Source organism: uncultured Jatrophihabitans sp. (genome assembly GCF_964252635.1).
GTDB lineage: Bacteria > Actinomycetota > Actinomycetes > Mycobacteriales > Jatrophihabitantaceae > Jatrophihabitans.
This window is the reverse complement of sequence record NZ_CAXUNP010000060.1, coordinates 1-17526: the sequence shown is the minus strand read 5'-3', so window position 1 is coordinate 17526 and position 17526 is coordinate 1. Positions and strand designations below refer to the sequence as shown.

The window sequence follows — 17526 nt, the reverse complement described above, 5'->3', positions numbered from 1 at the left end:
CTCCACCGGCCCAGCCCAGTGCCTCCTTGACGGGGACCTGGGCGCCGTGGCCGGTGAGCGCGAACCCCTCACCGGTGAGGTAGGTGTCGGCGTCGATGGTGAGCACGACGGTGGCCAGCACCCCACCTGCGGTCGGGAGCTTGCCGGAGCCGACGGTGATCTTCAGGGCGTCGAGCAGGGCGTCGTGGCGGCGTTGCCCGGCGGTGCGGGGGTCCTTGATGCCGTTCGCTTCGGGCTGGGGTTTGGCGAGGGAGTCGAAAGTGACCTGCAGGAACTCACCCAACTCCGCGGTGCCCTGGAACGATCCGACACAGGACCCGTCCGGGCGCACGTGCAGGCGCAGGTCGCGGTCCCTCCGCCGCCGCTCGACGTCGCGGAAGCCGGCGTCGGGGTCGAGCCACTCGGCTTCCCGGGTGGCGAGCTGCTGCAGGGTGGCGGCCTCGAAGGTGCGCGCGAACCCGACCAGCCGCGCCTCCGCCGCCGGGATGTGCTCACAGACCTCGACCGGCAGCTTGTCCAACGTCGAGGTGATCACCCGCGCCTGCCGCGCCGCCAACTCACCGGCGGCCTGCGCGGCCGCGACCGCCGGGTAGCGCGCCGGCATCGGCTCCCCGAGCAGCGACCGGCGCGAACCGGCGGCGTGCGCGGCCCGCACCCGCGCGTTCGCCTCGCTGATGTCGATGGTCAACGTCTGCCGCAGCCAGTACCCGGTGGCCCGGGCCATCGCCCGCGCCGGGACCCCGCGCGCCTCCACCTCGAGAATCAGGGCGTGGTCCACCGGTTCCAACCGCCGCCGAAACGCCTCCGCCGAGCGGACCGCAGCGACGACTTCGTCGTCGGTGCAGCAGCTCAGGTCCACCGCCTGCAGCGCGTCCACAACCTGGTGAGCGTCCACGAGCAGCAAGGCCAGATCGCCCCGCGTCAACGTATCGCTCATGCGTTCTATTCTATCGCAGCGCAACCCGGTCGACAACGGTTTATCCCAGCAAATCCGGGCCCTGCAACAAGATCGAACAGCACGCAGGGCGACCCGACAGCGTGGCGCAACCGAACGCGAAACACCGTCGTCGCCGCGCCTTTGATCTTCCCCACCAAGACACCGCACCCCCTGTGGACGCGATAACTACGCTGGAACCATGCCCGAGCTGCCCGAGGTCGAGGCGCTCGCCACCTTCCTGCGCGAGCGGGCCGTCGGCCGCACCATCCTTCGTGCCGACGTCGCTGCCATCAACGCGATCAAGACCTTCGACCCGCCCCTGTCGGCCCTGAACGGCGCGTGGGTCACGGGCGCCGGCCGACACGGCAAATTCCTCGACCTCGAGGTCGCGGGCGAGGCCGGCCTGCTGCACCTGATCGTCCATCTCTCCCGGGCCGGCTGGCTGCACTGGCGCGAGTCGCTGCCGCCGGCACCGCCGCGACCGGGCGGCAAGGGCCCGATCGCGTTCCGGTTGCACCTCGCGCCGGAGTTCCCCGAGGGGCCCGTCGCCGGGTTCGACCTCACCGAGGCCGGCACCCAGAAGCGGCTGGCCGTGTACCTCGTCCGCGACCCGTCCGAGGTCCCGGGCGTCGCGGCCCTGGGCCCGGACGCGCTGACCATCTCCCGCGACGACCTGGCCCGCGTGCTGAGCGGCGAACGCTCGCAGCTGAAGCGGGCCCTGACCCATCAGTCCGTGATCGCCGGCGTCGGGAACGCCTACTCCGACGAGATCTTGCACGCGGCGCGGCTGTCGCCGTTTAAGAACACCGCGAAGCTCACCGACGACGAGCTGACCCGCCTGCACGAGGCCATGGGCTCGATCCTCGGTGACGCCGTCGAACGCCTGGTGGGTCAGCGGGCCGCGACCTTGAAGTCGGAGAAGCGCAGCGGCCTGCGCGTCCATGCCCGCACCGGGTTGCCGTGCCCGATCTGCGGTGACACCGTGCGCGAGGTGTCCTTCGCCGACCGCACCTTCCAGTACTGCCCGACCTGCCAGACCGAGGGACGCGAGCTGGCGGACCGCCGGCTGTCGCGCCTGGTGAAGTAGCCGCCCGACCGTGCAACGCGTTCTCGTCGCCGGCATCACGGGAGCCGGCAAGACCACTGCGGCCCAACGCATCGGGCAACGGATCGGCGCCCCGTTCCACGAGATGGACGCCCTCGCCATCGGCCCCGAGTGGTCGACCCCGCCCGACTTCGTCGCGAACGTCGAACGGATCCTGGTCGAGCCCCGCTGGGTCTTCGACTCCTACGGCTACGAGCAGGTACGGGAGGCGATGTGGGCGGCGGCCGACACCGTCATCTGGCTCGACTACCCGCTGCGCGTGGTGGCGCCACGCATCGTGCGGCGCTCACTGTCCCGGTCCTGGCGCCGCACGCCCGTCTTCGGCGGGAACATCGAGACCTGGCGCAGCTGGCTGACCGCAGATCATCCGGTGTGGTGGGCCCTGCGCCAGCACGGCGCGCGTCGGCGGGCGATCGCCGACCTCGTGCGCCGCGCCGGACCGGGCCTGCACGTCGTCCACCTCACCAGCCCGCGAGCGTTCGAGCGGTGGCTGGGCACCGACGTCGACGCCGACGTCGACTAGCGTCGTGGGCGTGCACCCCCAGGACATCCCCACCGTTCGCGTCGACGAGATTCCCTCCGACGCCGTGCTGCTCGACGTCCGTGAGGACGACGAATGGGCGGCCGGGCACATCGCGGGGGCCGTCCACATCCCGATGAACCAGGTGCCGCAGCGGTTGGCCTACGACCCGGGCCCGATCACGCCCGTGGCGCAGATCGTGGTCACCTGCAAGGTCGGCGGGCGGTCGGCGCAGGTGACCGCGTGGCTGCGCCAGCAGGGCTACCAGGCCGTCAACCTCGAGGGCGGCATGCTCGCCTGGGACGGCGCGGGCAAGCCGATGCAGGCCGAGGGTGGCGGGCCGGCCCAGGTGGCCTGACCGGCACCGGGCGGGTCGTCACCCACGATCCACCGCGAGCGTTCACCATGGAGCCATGAGACCCCGCGGCCGGCGGACCGTCGTCGAGCCGCCCGCGCGGCCCATGCTCGTCGCCCACCGGGGCGCGTCCGCCGTGGTCGCGGAGCACACCCTGGAGGCCTATCGGACGGCGATCGAGGGTGGCGCGGACGCGCTCGAGTGCGACGTGCGGATGACGCGCGACGGGCACCTGGTGTGCGTGCACGATCGCACGGTCAACCGGACGTCCGACGGCCAGGGTGTGGTGAGCGAGCTGGACCTGCGCACCCTCAACGAGCTCGACTTCTCCTCCTGGCGGGGCGACCTGCCGGCGTCGGCCGACCAGCTGCTCACCGACGACCCCTACCTGCACGGAGTCGCCGCGGACCGCGGCCCGGGCGGTGGCGTGCTGACCCTCGAACTGCTCCTCGGGCTGGTCCGCGACGCCGACCGTGAGGTCCGCCTGCTCATCGAGACCAAGCACCCGACCCGTTACGGCGGGCTCGTCGAAAAGACGCTGGTCGAGCTGCTGGCCCGCTTCGGCTGGGCCGGGCGCCCCGGCCCCCCGACGTCGCTTCGGGTGCCGGCCGATCTGGACAGCCGCGTCGTCGTCATGAGCTTCGCACCCACTGCCGTGCGCCGCGTCCGGCTGCTGGCGCCGGACATCCCCACCGTTCTGCTTATCGACCGGCTCCTGCCGGTACGCCGCGAGGGTCTGCTCCCGGCCGGGGCGACGATCGCCGGGCCCGGGCTGCACGTGTTACGCGCCGACCCGGACTTCGTCGAGCGCTGCCACGCGCGTGGCCACCCTGTCTTCGTGTGGACCATCGACCGTCCGGAGGACGTCCGTTTCCTGCTCGACCTGGGCGTCGACACGATCATCAGCGACCGCCCGCGCGAGGTGAAGGAGCAGCTCGACCGCGAGTGCGGGTGACCGGCGACGCGTTACCACACCCCCGAAGCCGGGAACCTTAGGCACGTGTCAAGACCTCGCCGGCGTGGCGAGGCCGATGCTTCATCCGGGGGAGGCGCGTCGCTGTGGGCCTGCTCTGCGTGCGCCACGAGACGGCCAGTGCCGGTCTCGTCCGGACGCGCATCGAGCACGATCTAGTCACCGACGGCATCGGCCCGGACTGCGTCGCGGACATCATGCTGGTAGCCACCGAGCTCGTCGGCAACGCGGTCCTGCACGCCAAGAGCACCTGCGACGTCGGGGTCACCTGGGACATCGGGGCGGACACCGTCGTCATCCGGGTCCGCGACGACAGCACCGACGCGCCGCGCCCGCGCGAGGCCGGCCGGGACGCGACCGGTGGCCGGGGCCTGGCCATCGTGGCCGCGCTGGCCGACGAGTGGGGCGTCGACCAAGAGGCCGGCGGCAAGCAGGTCTGGGCACGGATCCCGGTCTCGCGCCTCCGCTAAGGCGCGGGCCTCAGCCGGACGTCAGCGAGCGCAGCACGCGCAGGGCCACCGACAGGGTGGCCAGTTCCGCGGGTTCCCGCGACAGCGCCGCGGTGACGGTCGCGCGTGCGCGTTCGACACGTTCCGCGTTCGCCTCCACCCACTCCTCGATGCGGTCCTCGGCCGACAGGTCGGGCGGCGTCGCACGGAGGACGGCCGTGGTGATCGCGGCGAGCGCGGCGTAGACGTCGTGGCGCGCCGCCGCGCGCGCCAGCGTCGACCAGCGGTCGTCGCGGGGCAGCTCGGTGACCCGGGTCAGCATGTTGTCGACGCTGAGTTGCTCGGAGACCGCGTAGTGCACGTCGGCCACCACCGCTGCGTCCAGCCCGGTCGCGTCGGCGATCTCGACGACGTCCAGCAACAGGAACGCGCTGAGCAGTTCCGCGAGACGCAGCGCGAGATCGTCGGGCAACCCCAGGTCGATCAGCTTCTGCGCATCGTCCTGCAGGGTCTGTCGTTCGGCACCGCGCAGCAGGTCCGGGCAGTGCGAACCCAGCCGCGCCACCACGGGGCGATAACGCTCGATCTCGGAGCCCACGTCGGTGATCGGGAAGCGGTTGTCGACCAGCCAGCGTGTCGCCCGGTCGATCAGGCGACGGATCTCCTGGTAACCGGCGTGCTGCGCGCTGGTGGGGACGACGTTGTCGAGCGCCTCGATGTCGGCCCACAGCGCGGGCAGGTCGAAGACGTTGCGCACGATGCAGTACGCCCGCGTGATGTGCGCGACGTCCGCGCCGGTCTCCTCGATCGCCCGGTGGACGAAGGTGGTGCCGCTGCGGTTGATCATGTCGTTGACGAGCACCGTCGTGATGATCTCGCGGTGCAGCGGGTGAGTGCCCAGCTCGTCGGCGAACCGTTCCGCGATCGCCGGCGGGAAGTACCCGGCCAGGACCCGGTGGAACCAGGGTTCGTCCGGCAGGGTCGAGTCCTCGATGTGCTGCGTCAACGTCATCTTGGAGTAGGCGATGAGCACCGAGTTCTCCGGCGACACGAGGCCGATGCCCTCGGCCTCCCGGCGCGTCATCTCCGCGTCCGACGGCAGGAACTCCAGCGCCGGGTTCAGCTCGCCGGCCTCCTCGAGCGTGTGCATGAAACGACGGTGGACACCGACGAGCTTGGGGCTGAGCACTCGTGCCATACCGAGCAGTACGTTCTGCTCGTAGTTGTCACGCAGGACGTGCGCGGCCACGTCGTCCGTCGCTGCGGCGAGCAGCTCGTTGCGCTCGTCGCGACTGATCGACCCGGTGACGACGGCACGGTCCAGCAGGATCTTGAGGTTGACCTCGTGGTCGGACGTGTCGACGCCCGCCGAGTTGTCGATCGCATCGGTGTTGATGTGGCCGCCGGCGCGGGCGAACTCGATGCGCGCGCGCTGGGTCAGCCCCAGGTTGCCGCCCTCACCGACCACGCGGCAGCGCAGTTGGTCGGCGTCGACGCGCAGGACGTCGTTGGCCTTGTCGCCGACGTCCGCGTTGGACTCGGTCGACGCCTTCACGTACGTGCCGATGCCGCCGTTCCAGAACAAGTCGACCGGGGCGCGCAGGATCGCGCTGATCAGCTCGGCCGGGCTCAGCGCATGGATGTCGACCGACAGGCCGAGCGCGAGCGCCACCTGCGGCGACACCGGGATCGACTTGCGGGTGCGCGCGTACACGCCACCGCCCTCGGAGATCAGCGCCGAATCGTAGTCGGCCCATGACGAGCGGGGCAGCGCGAACAACCGTCGACGCTCGGCGAAGGAGACGGCCGCATCCGGGGCGGGGTCGAGGAAGATGTGCCGGTGGTCGAAGGCGGCGACCAGGCGGATGTGCTCGGACAGCAGCATGCCGTTGCCGAACACGTCGCCGGACATGTCGCCGACGCCGACGACCGTGACGTCCTCGGTCTGTGTGTCCACGCCCAGCTCGCGGAAGTGGTACTTGACCGACTCCCACGCGCCGCGGGCCGTGATGCCCATCGCCTTGTGGTCGTAGCCGACCGACCCGCCGCTGGCGAACGCGTCGCCCAGCCAGAAGCCGTAGTCGATCGCGATCTGGTTGGCGATGTCGCTGAACGTGGCCGTGCCCTTGTCGGCGGCGACGACGAGGTACGGGTCGTCGGCGTCGTAGCGCCGCACGCGGGGCGGCGGCACGACGACCTGCGTCCCGGCCGCGTCCCCCGCGCCGGGGCCGTAGTTGTCCGTGACGTCGAGCAGGGCGCAGATGAAGGTGCGGTAGCAGGCGATGCCCTCGGCGAGCCAGGCCTCGCGGTCCTTGGCCGGGTCGGGCAGCTGCTTGGCGACGAAACCGCCCTTGGCCCCGGTGGGCACGATGACCGCGTTCTTGACCATCTGCGCCTTCACCAGGCCGAGGATCTCGGTGCGGAAGTCCTCGCGACGGTCGGACCAGCGCAGGCCGCCGCGGGCGACCGGGCCGAAGCGCAGGTGCACTCCCTCGACGCGCGGCGAGTACACCCAGACCTCGAAGCGCGGACGCGGTTGCGGCAGCTCGGCGATCCGTCGCGGGTCGAGCTTGACCGCGATCGCGGAGCGGCGCGTGCCGTCGTCGTCGGTGCGGTAGGCGTTGGTGCGCAGGGTGGCGTTGACCAGGGAGAGCAGTGAACGCAGGATGCGGTCCTGGTCGAGGCTCACCACCTCGGCCAGCTGCGCCTCGACGAGGTCGGTGCGGCCGACCGTCGCGCCCTCGGCGTCGACGAGCGGGGCCTCGCCCGCGCGGTCGGGGTCGAAGCGGGACTCGAACAGCTCGACGACGGCCTGCGAGATGCCGCAGTTGTCGACGAGCGTGCGCTCGAGGTAGCTCTGGCTGAAGGTCGTGCCGGCCTGGCGCAGGTAGCGGGCATAGGTCCGCAGGATGTTGACCTGCCACCACGTCATGGTGCTGCGCACGACCAGCTCGTTGAGCGTGTCCTGCTCGATGCGGCCCAGCCACAGCAGGCGGATGGCGTCGATCATGTTGCGGGCCCGGACGTCGTCGAACGTCGTGTCCGGCGGCAGCCGCAGCCCGAAGTCGTAGATCCAGACCGTCAGCTCGTCGCCGAACGGCAGCTCGTACGGCCGCTCGTCGAGCACCTCGATACCCATCTGGGTGAAGATCGGCAGGGCGCGCGCGAGGGACACGGACCGGCCGGTGCGGAACACCTTCAACCGGCGGTCGGCGGCGTCGCCGGGGTCGGGCGTGTAGAGGTCGAAGGCCAGCCCGTCGCTGGCGGGCAGCGCCTCCAGCCGCAGGATGTCGCGGACACCCGTCGACGCGCCGAAGTCCTCCTTGTAGGCCTCCGGCACGGCCGGCGCGTACCGGTCGGACAGGCGGCGGGCCTCGTCCTCGCCCACCGCGATGGTCAGCAGGTCGTTGAAGTCGTCGCTCCAGCGGCGGGTGGCCTTCGCGACCTCGGCCTCGACCTCGGCCCGCTCCGGCGACGGCGGCTGCGCGCCCGGTCGCACCGCGATGAGCAGCTGCATGCGGGCGAGATCCATCTCGACGATGCGGTCGTCGCGGCCGATGACGTCGCCGGGCCAGAAGCGGTTGATGATCGCCGTGACGCGGTGACGGGTCTCGGGCCCCAGCCGGTCGGACGGGAAGTACACCAGGACGGTGACGAAGTCGCGGTTGAGATGGATGCGGGCGAAGACGCCGACGGTGCGATGGTCGGCGCGGTCGACCACGAGCTGGGCGAGCCGCAACAGGTCGCCCGTCGGGGCCTCGAGCAGCTCGTCGCGGGGCAGCGTCCGCAACGCCGCAAGCAGCCGCCGCCCGGTGTGGCTCTGGGCGCGGACCCCCGAGCGCAGCAGGATCTCTCCGATCCGGCGCCGGACCACCGGCACCCGGCCGACCGTGCCGTCCTCGGCGTTGGTGATCAGCCCGAGGAACACGTGGATGCGCTGCGGTTGCGCCCCCTGGCTCGGGGTGACGACGGTGACGCAGTCGTAGTGGACGGTGCGGCGCACGGTCGACACCAGCGGCGACTTGAAGATGACGAGCGGTGCCCCGCTGCGGAACGCCGGCAGCAGTTCGATCGGGGAGATGCGTGCGTTGCCGCGCAGCACGCCCTGCACGTCCTCGGGCTGGTGGCCGCGGGGGCTGGCCAGCTCGTTCGGCGAGTACTCGGCGTGGCCCAGGATCATGTAGTTGCCGTCGGCCAGCCAGCGCAGCAGCGCGCCGGCCTCCTCGCTGGTCTCTCGGTCGAACTCCCCGGGGTCGGCCTCGAGCTGGTCGGCCAGTGACCGGACGAGCACGTACATGGCCGGCGCGTCGGAGACGGCGGCGAGCACGTCGTCGAGCACGTCGTTCAGGGTGTCGCCGAGCTCTTTCTGCTCGGTTTCCGGCACGAGGTCGAGCTCGAGATGGACCCACGACTCGACGAGCGCGCCGTCCGGCACGTCGGCGTTGTCGTCGATGTCCAGGACGCGGGTCAGCTCGCCGCGGTCGTCACGCCGCACGACCAGCTGGGGGTGCAGCACGTGCCGGGGGGCCCGTCCGCGACGCTGCAGCTCGGCGACGAGGGATTCGACGATGTACGGCGCGTCGATCGAGACGACCTCCACGGCGGTGGTGTCGCCGTCGAGGTCGTGCACCCAGAACAGGTTCTGCTCCGGTCGCCGGGTGGCGCCGAAGGCCTGGATCTGCTCGGCGAGGTCCGTCAGGTCGCTGTGGGTACGGCCGGCCAGCTGCGTGGCGGCATGGGCCAGGAAGCGTCGTGCGAACACCGCAGGATCCACGGTTCCCGCCTCGGGTTCATGGGCCTCGGTCTGTGTCATGCGTAGTCACCTCGTTGTGACTGATCAGTTCCGGTACGTGCGAGCCCCATCCTGGCACTACCGCCGATCACTCAGACGTCGAGGCCGAGGGTGAAGGTCGGTTTGGGCGCGGTGTCGGGCAGACGGTGGGACGGGTCCAGCTGCCTGATCGCGGTACCCGTGGCGAAGAACTCGGTGGCGTGCTCGCCCCAGACGTGGTTGTGCACGTCCACCGTGACGCCGACGATCCCGCTGGCGCGGGCCTGGGTGGCCTCGTACTGCATGCGGGCCAGCGACAGTTCGCGCGCCTGGTAGATGCCCTGCGTGAACAGCACCATCTCCTGGTTGACGCCGGCCTGGCGCAGCGACTGCATCACGCTCTGGTGGGCGATGTGATAGACGCACGTGCCCAGGACGAATGCGACCGGCACGGAGCCCGCGGCCAGCAGCCGGTAAAAGTCTTGCGCCGACAGGTCCGAGGAGAACGCCCGGCCGTCGGGGCGGCGGTGGTGGCCCTGGCCCTGCAGGGCGCGCACCGCGGTGCCGGTGGCGATGAACTCCAGCACCCCCTGTCCCCACACGTACTGCTGCGCGCGCAGCGTGACACCGACGACGCCGTCGGCCCCCAGTCGCTCGGCCTCGGCCTGCATCCGGCTCATCGCCAGCTCCCGGGCCGGGTACATGGCCTGGGTCAGCACGGTGAGTTCCTGGTTCTGTCCCCACCGGCTCACCTGAATGCCGATGTGGTAGATCGAGGAGCCGACCACGAAGCCCAACGGCTCGAAGCCCGCCTCGTTGAGCAGCACGAACTCCGAGACCGACAGGTCCGAGGTGAACACCGCACCGGGGGCCGCGCCGGCGGTGGCGGCCAGCCGGCCGTTGGCCGCGTCGGGCTCCCAGTTGGCGCTGACGTCCTGCGCGTCGTTCCTGCCGAACACGGCCATCTGCTGTCCTCCGAACCGGGCCTCACCTGTGCGGCCCACCCTAGTTCGCTGATCATGAGAGCCCGCCGTCACACGGCATACAGTCTGGGCATGCAGCCGCCGCCCGAGCCGTCATCGCCGGGGACGTCGTTGGACCTCACGGCCGGCGAGGGCGTGGAGCGACCGGCGGTGCCCACCCCTGGGACGGGACTGGAGTTGCCGCCGTCGGAACCACCGACATCGCCCACCGCAGCGGTCGAGGCCACCACACCGGTCGAGGCCGCCGCGGCGCCCGCGCCCGGCCCGCTGGGCAACCTCGTCGTGGCGCACTTCCGACGCGTCGAGATCGCGATGCTCGGCCGCGTCCTGGTCGCGACCCTGAGCGGCGCGCTGCCCGCGTCGATGGTCACCGTCGAGCGGCGCCGTTCGCTGGGACGCCTGGTCGGGCGGTCCGCCGACCCGGTCGGCGTCACCGTCACCGCAGGCGAGCGGGTCCTGACCTTCCGGGCCCCCGAGGTGGGCGTGGTGGAAGCGAGCGTGGGTCACATCGTGCGCGGCGTGGTGCTGTCCTCGACGGCGGTACCCGTCGCGCAGTGGCTCGACGAGCTGGGCGTCGTCCTGAACGAGGTGACCCGCGCCGACGAGGCGACCCGGACGGCCCTGGAGCGGGCCCTGACCAGCTGAACGTCGGGGGCCCGCGGCCGCAGCTCACCACGTGATCATCACGCGTTCTGCAGGTCCACCGCCCTGCAGAACGCGTGTTGATCAGCGGGGTCAGGGACCCGCGGTCAGCGGGCCAGCACGGCCGCCGCGTCGAGGAAGCGGTCGTTCTCCTCGGGCGTCCCGACGGTCACCCGCACGCCGGTACCGGCGAAGGCCCGCACGATGACGCGGCGGTCCTCGCACCCCGCGGCGAAGTCCGTCGTCGCGCCGCCGAGCGGCAGCCAGACGAAGTTGGCCTGGGTCGGCGGGACGGCGTAGCCGAGCTCGAGCAGGCGTCCGTGCACCCGGGTGCGTTCGGCCGCTATCCGCTCGACGCGATCGAGCAGCTCGGTCTCGGCCGCCGGTTCGAGGCTGGCGAGCGCGGCCTGCTGCGCGAGCGTGGTGACCGCGAACGGCACCTGGGTCTGGGCCATGGCCCGGGCGACGGCCGGGTCGCCCGCGACCGCATAGCCGACCCGCAGGCCGGCGAGGCCGTAGGCCTTGGAGAACGTCCGCAGCACCACGACGTTGGGGAACTCCTCGAGCAGCGTCAGCCCGTCGGGCACGTCGGCGTCGCGGACGAACTCGCGGTAGGCCTCGTCCAGCGCCACCGTGACGTCCTCGGGCACGGCCCGCAGGAAGCGCACGAGCTGCTCGCGGGTGACCGCGGTGCCGGTGGGGTTGTTCGGGTTGCAGACGAACACGAGCCGCGTCTTGCCGGTGATGCGCTCGACCATGGCGTCGAGGTCGTGCACGTGGCCGTCGGTGAGCGGCACCTGGATCGCGGACGCGCCGCTGACCGCGGCGATGATCGGGTACGCCTCGAACGAGCGCCACGCGAACATGACCTCGTCGTCGGCGTCGGCGACGGCCTGCACGAGCTGCGTGCACAGCGACACGGACCCGCAGCCGACGCGCACCTGGTCGGCGTCGACCGCGCACCGTGCCGCCAGCACACCCGTCAGCTCGGTGGAGAAGTTGTCCGGGTAGCGGTTGATGGCCGCCGCGGCGTCGGCGATGCGGGCGAGCACCGAGGGCAGCGGTGGGTAGGGCACCTCGTTGCTGGCCAGCTTGATGGCGCCGGCCACCGTACGTCCGGGTACGTAGGCCGGCAGGTCGGCCAGGGCGGATCGCAGCACTACGGTCGTCCTCTCTTGGGCTTGTAACCGCGCTCGGCCGGCGGCTTGTACCGCTCCACCCGAGCCTTGCGGCCCTTGATCATCGTGGCCTGCAGCGCGGCGATCACCTCGGCCTCGGCGTCCGTCGGGATCTCGACGGTCGAGAACTTGTGGGTGATCTCGATGGCGCCGATCTGCCGGCCGGACAGGCTGGTCTCGTTGGCGATGGCCCCGACGAGGTCCTGCGGGCGCACCTTCGCGGCGTGCCCGAGGCTGACGAAGATCGTCGTCGTCGGGCCGGACCGGGGACGCGACTTGCCACCCCCGCCCCCGCCGTGCGGGGCTACGCGGTCCTGATCCCCGTCGGCGGACGGGCGGACCTGGGGGATGTCGGCGACGTCGTCGTCCGGGTCGCCCTGCCCGGCCTCGTGCGCGAGCTTCACGGCGGCGAGCGCGACCTCCATGAGGTCGTAGTCGTCGGTGAGGGTGTCGACGACGACGCGGTACTGCTCGTGGGCGTCCTCGCGATCGGCCTCGCGCAGGGTCTCGGCGAGCGCGGACCGGGTCAGCTCGAGGCGGCGGGCCCGCAGGTCGGCGACGGTCGGCAGCGTCTCGACCGAGATCTTGTTGCGCGTCGCCTTCTCGATGCTTTTGAGCAGGCGGTGCTGGCGCGGTTCGACCAGGGTGATGGCCGTGCCCTCGCGACCGGCCCGACCGACGCGGCCGATGCGGTGGACGTAGGAGTCGGGCGCGTTCGGCAGGTCGTAGTTGACGACGTGGGTCAGGTGGTCGATGTCCAGGCCGCGGGCCGCGACATCGGTGGCGACGAGGACCTCGGTGGTGCGGTTGCGCACCTTGGTCATCACCCGGTCGCGCTGGTCCTGGGTCATGCCGCCGTGCAGCGCGTCGGCACGGTAGCCACGGGCGGCCAGGGCCTCGCCGAGGGAGTCGACCTCCTCGCGGGTCCGGCAGAACACGACGGCCGCCGTCGCCGACTCGATGTCGAGCAGCCGGCCCAGCGCGTTCGCCTTGTGCTGGCGCGGGACGAGGTAGGCGACCTGACGCACGCGCGCGGTGTCGTCGGTGCTCTGCTCGGTGCGGATGAGCACCCGCACCGGGTCGGTGAGGTAGCGCCGCACCAGCCCGTCGATGCGTTTCGGCAACGTGGCACTGAACAGCACCGTCTGCCGTTCGGCGGGCACCGCCTCCATGATCGCCTCGATGTCCTCGGCGAAGCCCATGTCGAGCATCTCGTCGGCCTCGTCCAGCACGACCGTGCGCAGCTGCCCGAAGTCGACGGTGCGGCGGGTGATGTGGTCGATCGCGCGGCCCGGAGTCGCGACCACGACGTCGACGCCGTGCTCCAGCGCCCGGATCTGGCGGGTGATCGGCTGGCCGCCGTAGACGGCCAGCACGCGGGCGCCGAGCTCGCGGCCGTAGCGGTGGATGGCCTCGGCCACCTGGATCGCGAGCTCGCGCGTCGGCACGAGCACGAGCGCCTGCGGGGCGGCGCCGCCGGCCTCGAGGCGTTGCAGCAACGGAAGGGCGAAGGCGGCCGTCTTGCCGGTGCCGGTGGCGGCCTGGCCGACGACGTCGCGCCCGCCCAGCAGCGGCGGGATGCTCTCGCTCTGGATCGGCGTGGGTTCCTCATAGCCGAGGGCATCCAGGACGTGCTGCAGTTCGGGCCGCAGCGCCAACTCGCCGAAAGACGTCATATGGACCATGGTCCCAGACGCGCGAGCGTCGGATTACAGGTTGCCGCGGGCGTCCTGCTCGCGCTCGATGGCCTCGAACAGGGCCTTGAAGTTGCCCTTGCCGAAGCCGAGCGATCCGTGCCGCTCGATGAGCTCGAAGAACACGGTCGGGCGGTCACCGACGGGGCGGGTGAAGATCTGCAGCAGGTAGCCGTCCTCGTCGCGGTCGACCAGGATGGCGCGCTTCTTCAGCTCCTCGACGGGCACCCGCACCTCACCGATCCGGGCGCGCAGCTCGGGGTCGTCGTAGTAGCTGTCGGGCGTGGCCAGGAACTCGACGCCGCGGGCGCGCATCTCGTCGACGGACCGCAGGATGTCGGTGGTGGCGATCGCGATGTGCTGGCAGCCGGCCGAGCCGTAGAAGTCGAGGTACTCGTCGATCTGCGAGCGCTTCTTGCCCAGCGCCGGCTCGTTCAGCGGGAACTTGACGCGGTGGTTGCCGTTGGCGACGACCTTGCTCATCAGCGCCGAGTAGTCGGTGGCGATGTCGTCGCCGACGAACTCGGCCATGTTCACGAAGCCCATGACCCGGTTGTAGAAGTCGACCCACTCGTTCATGCGGCCGAGCTCGACGTTGCCGACGCAGTGGTCGACGGCGCTGAACAGCGCGAACGGCGCGGGCGTCATGTCGCTGCTGCGCGGGACGTAGCCGGGCAGGTAGATGCCGGTGTAGCGCGAGCGGTCGACCAGGGTGTGCCGGGTCTCGCCGTAGGCCGCGATGGCCGCGGTGCGGACGGTGCCGAACTCGTCCTGCACGTCGTGCGGCTCGTCGAGGACGGTCGCGCCCTGCGCACGGGCGTGCTCGACGCAGCGGTCGACGTCCGGCACCTCGAGGGCGAGGTCGACGACGCCGTCGCCGTGGCGCCGGTGGTGGTCGGCCAGCGCACTGGTCGGGTCGACCGGGCCGAGGATGACGAAGCGCGCCGAGCCGGAGGTCAGCACGAAACCCTTGTGGTCGCGATTGCCGGTCTCCGGGCCGGTGTAGCCGACGAGCGTCATGCCGTAGGCGTGCTGGTAGTAGTGCGCGCTCTGCGTGGCGTTGCCCGAGACGAACACGACCGCGTCCATCGCCGTCACCGGGAAGGGGTCGCTGGTCTCGTCGTAGGGCACGAGGCCGACCAGTTGCTTGAGGCGCTCGACGGTGAGGTCGGCGTCGCGCTCGGCAGGGGTCAGTTCATCCACGCTCGTCATACACGCAGGGTGCGCGTCGGCCCGTGAGGTGTGCAACTCGTCGTTCGTGAGGTGGTCAGCGTGTCGAGATTGTCGGGCGGAACGGGCTCCGACCTCTACAGAGTGTCCAATCCTGGCCGCCGCTGCCGTGTCCTGCGGGTCCGGCGAGCCTCCCGGCCCTAGCCTTGATCCGATGCCCACCTACGTCGCGGTCTTCGCGCTCGTCCTCGCCTACGTCGCCCTCGTCGCGGCGTACGTCGCGCTGCGGACGCTCGCCAAGCTGCGGCGCGCCACGACGATCATCGCGCGCGGAACCCGCGGGCCGGACGGGCAGATGTCGCTCGTCGAGCTGACCGAGCGCAACAGCGCCCGGACCGAGGTCGTCGCCGAGGAGATCGCCGACCTGCGCGCGATGGTGGCCGACGGCCTGCACGCCGGGCCGCCCAAGCCGGTCGAGGGCAGGCAGGGCGCGCTGGAGAACCTCGCGCTCGTGCGCTACGACGCGTTCGGTGAGATGTCCGGGCGGCTGTCGTTCTCGCTTGCGCTGCTCGACGGCAAGGGCGACGGCGTCACCATCAGCGCCATCGCCGGCAGCAGCGACACCCGGGTGTACGCCAAGGGCGTCGCCGACGGCAAGGGCGAGCACGAGCTGACGCCCGAGGAGCAGCAGGCCGTCTCGTCCGCGCTGTCGCGGCGCCGCCCACTGCTCGGCCGCAAGGCGTCCTGACGGGGCGGTGCCTGCACCTCTCGGACACCTCCGACCGATCACGTTCTCCTCCCGAGTTGTCGGATCGTCACCGGTGGATCACGTCTTCCTGCCGACTTGCCGGATCCGGCACCGACAGCGGCGGCTCGAGCGGAAGACGTGATCGACGCCGCCCGGGGCGACCCGTCTCGCTACCCTTCGCCAGTGAGCGACCCGCAGCCGTCCGGCCTCGGCACCATTGCTTTCCTCGGGCCCGAGGGGACGTTCGCGCACGCGGCGGTGCGGCAGCTGCCGGCCGCCGCGCGGGCCACCCTGCTGCCGCTCGGCACCGTCACCCTGGCCATCGACGCGGTCCGCGCCGGGCAGGCCGACGCCGCGCTCGTCCCCCTCGAGAACTCCGTCGAGGGGGCGGTCCCCGCGACGCTCGACGAGCTCGCCAACGGCGAGGCGCTGGTCATCGCCGACGAGGTCTACCTGCGCGTCGCCTTCGAGCTCATGGCCCGGCCCGGCACGCGCCTGGCCGACCTGCACAGCGTGGCCACGCACCCGCACGCCGAGGCGCAGGTACGGCGCTGGCTCATGGCTCACCTGCCCGGCGTGCAGGTGAGCCTCGTCGGGTCGACGGCCGGCGCCGTGCAGGCTGTTGCGGCCGGCGAGTTCGACGCGGCCGTCGGCGCCGCGGTGGCCGGCGAGCTCTACGGCCTCGACGTCGTCGCGCACGACATCGCGGACTCCGAGGGCGCGGTGACCCGCTTCGTCCTGCTCGAGCGGCCCGGGCCGCCCGCCGCCCCGACCGGCAACGACCGCACGTCGCTGGTGGCCTACCTGCGCGACGACCATTCCGGCGCGCTGCTCGAACTGCTCGGTGAGTTCGCCGCACGCGGGGTCAACCTGACCCGCATCGAGTCCCGGCCGACCAAGGGCCGGATGGGTCACTACTGCTTCTCGATCGACTGCGAGGGTCACGTCACGGACCAGCGGGTCGGCGACGCGCTGGCCGCGCTGCACCGGGTCTGCGCGGACGTGCGCTACCTCGGCTCCTACCCGCGACGCGACGGTGCGCAGGGGCCGGTGCCGGTCGGCCGCAGCGACCGGTCCTTCACCGACGCGCGTGACTGGCTGGCCCGCATCCGCGCCAAGGGCGGAAGCTAGCTACAGGTACAGGCCGGTGTTGGCGTCGTTGCGCTGCGCGGCCACGGCGTGCAGGTCGCGCTCGCGCAGCAGCATCAGGCCCTCGCCCGCGATCTCGACCTCGAAGCGGTCGTCGGGGCTGAAGAGCACCTGGTCCCCGGTCTCGACCGCGCGCACGTGGTTGCCGACCGCGACCACCTCGCCCCACACCAGGCGCTTGGACACGGTGGCGGTGGCCGGGATGAGGATGCCGCCGGTCGAGCGACGTTCGCCGTCCTCGCGCGGTTCCCGCACGAGCACCCGGTCGTGCAGCATCTTGATCGGCAGTCGATCGCTCATGCCCTCGCTCCGCAGACGTCGCCCATGTCGTGACCCTACGACCGCAGCGGTACGACCTCTCGGTCGAGACCGTCCCCCGCCGCCGGCTCGCCGATGAGCTGACGCGCGACGTCCTGGGCGACCTCGGCGCAGCGGACCGGCGCGCCGTCGACGAGCAGCGGGTGCCGCGCCGGTGACCGGCCCACGTAGGCCAGCGGGTCCGGCACCGCCGAACCGTCGTCCAGCACGAACCGGCCGGTCCGCACGAGGGCCAGGTCGTAGCGGACGCCGCGGCCCTCGCAGACGTCGAGCACGGCCAGCTGATCGTCGGTGGCGAGCCAGAGCGCGTGCTGCTCGACGACACCGGGCGCGGCACAGAGCGTGGCGGGCCGCTGGTCGTCGACGACCCGGAGACCGCTGGCCCAGACCGCGGCCAGGCCCTCGGTCCGGACGCGCAGCACGACCACCGGCCCGGTCAGGCCGAGCGCGGTCCGCAACCAGGTGATCTTCGACGGGCAGGCGTTGGAGCCGTAGGCCAGGACCGGGTGCCGGCCCACCGTCGGCACCCGGTCC

16 protein-coding genes are annotated in these 17526 nt (G+C 71.7%); 8 read left to right on the top strand and 8 right to left on the bottom strand.

All coding sequences use genetic code 11. The features are described from left to right. Positions 1–937 (bottom strand): DUF222 domain-containing protein (locus tag ACFFCA_RS18405; protein ID WP_375487473.1); only part of this gene is annotated, 937 nt, incomplete at its 3' end. A gap of 199 nt (positions 938–1136) precedes the next feature. On the opposite strand from ACFFCA_RS18405, the gene ACFFCA_RS18400 reads away from it, so the two are divergent. The 5 genes from ACFFCA_RS18400 (at position 1137) to ACFFCA_RS18380 (ending at position 4360) form a co-directional block, all read left to right on the top strand. Next, a complete protein-coding gene (locus ACFFCA_RS18400) occupies positions 1137–2024 on the top strand; it encodes a DNA-formamidopyrimidine glycosylase family protein (protein WP_375487471.1) in 888 nt (295 codons plus the stop codon). A 10-nt stretch (positions 2025–2034) separates the two neighbouring features. Next, positions 2035–2565 (top strand): adenylate kinase, encoded by a 531-nt coding sequence (locus ACFFCA_RS18395; protein ID WP_375487469.1) that lies wholly within the window; start codon positions 2035–2037, stop codon positions 2563–2565. A 10-nt stretch (positions 2566–2575) separates the two neighbouring features. After that, a complete protein-coding gene (locus ACFFCA_RS18390; protein ID WP_375487467.1) occupies positions 2576–2920 on the top strand; it encodes a rhodanese-like domain-containing protein in 345 nt (114 codons plus the stop codon). A 55-nt stretch (positions 2921–2975) separates the two neighbouring features. After that, complete coding sequence (locus ACFFCA_RS18385) at positions 2976–3872, top strand: glycerophosphodiester phosphodiesterase (RefSeq protein WP_375487465.1); 897 nt, start codon at positions 2976–2978, stop codon at positions 3870–3872. Positions 3873–3976: 104 nt separating this feature from the next. Then, entirely contained in the window at positions 3977–4360 is a 384-nt protein-coding gene (locus ACFFCA_RS18380) for an ATP-binding protein (RefSeq protein ID WP_375487463.1), read from the top strand. A 10-nt stretch (positions 4361–4370) separates the two neighbouring features. Here ACFFCA_RS18380 and ACFFCA_RS18375 read toward each other — a convergent pair whose 3' ends face one another. Next, positions 4371–9152 (bottom strand): NAD-glutamate dehydrogenase, encoded by a 4782-nt coding sequence (locus tag ACFFCA_RS18375; RefSeq protein ID WP_375487461.1) that lies wholly within the window; start codon positions 9150–9152, stop codon positions 4371–4373. 71 nt (positions 9153–9223) lie between these two features. Next, positions 9224–10075: a heavy metal-binding domain-containing protein gene (locus ACFFCA_RS18370; protein WP_375487459.1), complete on the bottom strand. Its 852-nt coding sequence runs from the start codon at positions 10073–10075 to the stop codon at positions 9224–9226. A 90-nt stretch (positions 10076–10165) separates the two neighbouring features. Between ACFFCA_RS18370 and ACFFCA_RS18365 the strand changes: the two genes are divergently transcribed. Continuing rightward, positions 10166–10738, top strand: coding sequence for a hypothetical protein (locus ACFFCA_RS18365; protein ID WP_375487457.1), 573 nt, complete (start codon positions 10166–10168; stop codon positions 10736–10738). A 104-nt stretch (positions 10739–10842) separates the two neighbouring features. Here the strand turns inward: ACFFCA_RS18365 and hisC are convergent, their stop codons facing one another. Genes hisC through hppD form a run of 3 tightly spaced genes read right to left on the bottom strand, consistent with a single transcriptional unit; the run spans position 10843 to position 14819 of the window. Next, a complete protein-coding gene (gene hisC, locus ACFFCA_RS18360) occupies positions 10843–11895 on the bottom strand; it encodes a histidinol-phosphate transaminase (protein ID WP_375487455.1) in 1053 nt (350 codons plus the stop codon). Further along, complete coding sequence (locus ACFFCA_RS18355) at positions 11895–13589, bottom strand: DEAD/DEAH box helicase (protein WP_375487453.1); 1695 nt, start codon at positions 13587–13589, stop codon at positions 11895–11897. Before ACFFCA_RS18355 ends, hisC begins: the two co-directional genes overlap by 1 nt. Before the next feature lie 33 nt (positions 13590–13622). Continuing rightward, the gene (hppD, locus tag ACFFCA_RS18350) at positions 13623–14819 is read right to left on the bottom strand and encodes a 4-hydroxyphenylpyruvate dioxygenase (RefSeq protein WP_375487451.1); all 1197 of its coding nucleotides are present in this window, start codon (positions 14817–14819) and stop codon (positions 13623–13625) included. Between the two features lie 172 nt (positions 14820–14991). Here hppD and ACFFCA_RS18345 point away from each other — a divergent pair, with 172 nt between their 5' ends. Both ACFFCA_RS18345 and pheA read left to right on the top strand, forming a co-directional pair. After that, complete coding sequence (locus ACFFCA_RS18345; protein ID WP_375487449.1) at positions 14992–15525, top strand: DUF4446 family protein; 534 nt, start codon at positions 14992–14994, stop codon at positions 15523–15525. A gap of 183 nt (positions 15526–15708) precedes the next feature. Next, positions 15709–16656 (top strand): prephenate dehydratase, encoded by a 948-nt coding sequence (gene pheA / locus ACFFCA_RS18340; RefSeq protein WP_375487447.1) that lies wholly within the window; start codon positions 15709–15711, stop codon positions 16654–16656. Here pheA and ACFFCA_RS18335 read toward each other — a convergent pair whose 3' ends face one another. Both ACFFCA_RS18335 and ACFFCA_RS18330 read right to left on the bottom strand, forming a co-directional pair. Continuing rightward, positions 16657–16974: a GroES family chaperonin gene (locus ACFFCA_RS18335; protein ID WP_375487445.1), complete on the bottom strand. Its 318-nt coding sequence runs from the start codon at positions 16972–16974 to the stop codon at positions 16657–16659. It lies immediately after the preceding gene. A 35-nt stretch (positions 16975–17009) separates the two neighbouring features. Further along, complete coding sequence (locus ACFFCA_RS18330; RefSeq protein WP_375487475.1) at positions 17010–17519, bottom strand: gamma-glutamylcyclotransferase; 510 nt, start codon at positions 17517–17519, stop codon at positions 17010–17012. Positions 17520–17526 lie beyond the last annotated feature (7 nt).

Coding starts and splice junctions, on each gene's coding strand:
- ACFFCA_RS18365 (WP_375487457.1), top strand. CDS start 10,166: ATGCAGCCGCCGCCCGAGCCGTCATCGCCGGGGACGTCGTTGGACCTC.
- ACFFCA_RS18335 (WP_375487445.1), bottom strand. CDS start 16,974: ATGAGCGATCGACTGCCGATCAAGATGCTGCACGACCGGGTGCTCGTG.
- hppD (WP_375487451.1), bottom strand. CDS start 14,819: ATGACGAGCGTGGATGAACTGACCCCTGCCGAGCGCGACGCCGACCTC.
- ACFFCA_RS18400 (WP_375487471.1), top strand. CDS start 1,137: ATGCCCGAGCTGCCCGAGGTCGAGGCGCTCGCCACCTTCCTGCGCGAG.
- ACFFCA_RS18345 (WP_375487449.1), top strand. CDS start 14,992: ATGCCCACCTACGTCGCGGTCTTCGCGCTCGTCCTCGCCTACGTCGCC.
- ACFFCA_RS18355 (WP_375487453.1), bottom strand. CDS start 13,589: ATGACGTCTTTCGGCGAGTTGGCGCTGCGGCCCGAACTGCAGCACGTC.
- ACFFCA_RS18385 (WP_375487465.1), top strand. CDS start 2,976: ATGAGACCCCGCGGCCGGCGGACCGTCGTCGAGCCGCCCGCGCGGCCC.
- ACFFCA_RS18370 (WP_375487459.1), bottom strand. CDS start 10,075: ATGGCCGTGTTCGGCAGGAACGACGCGCAGGACGTCAGCGCCAACTGG.
- ACFFCA_RS18375 (WP_375487461.1), bottom strand. CDS start 9,152: ATGACACAGACCGAGGCCCATGAACCCGAGGCGGGAACCGTGGATCCT.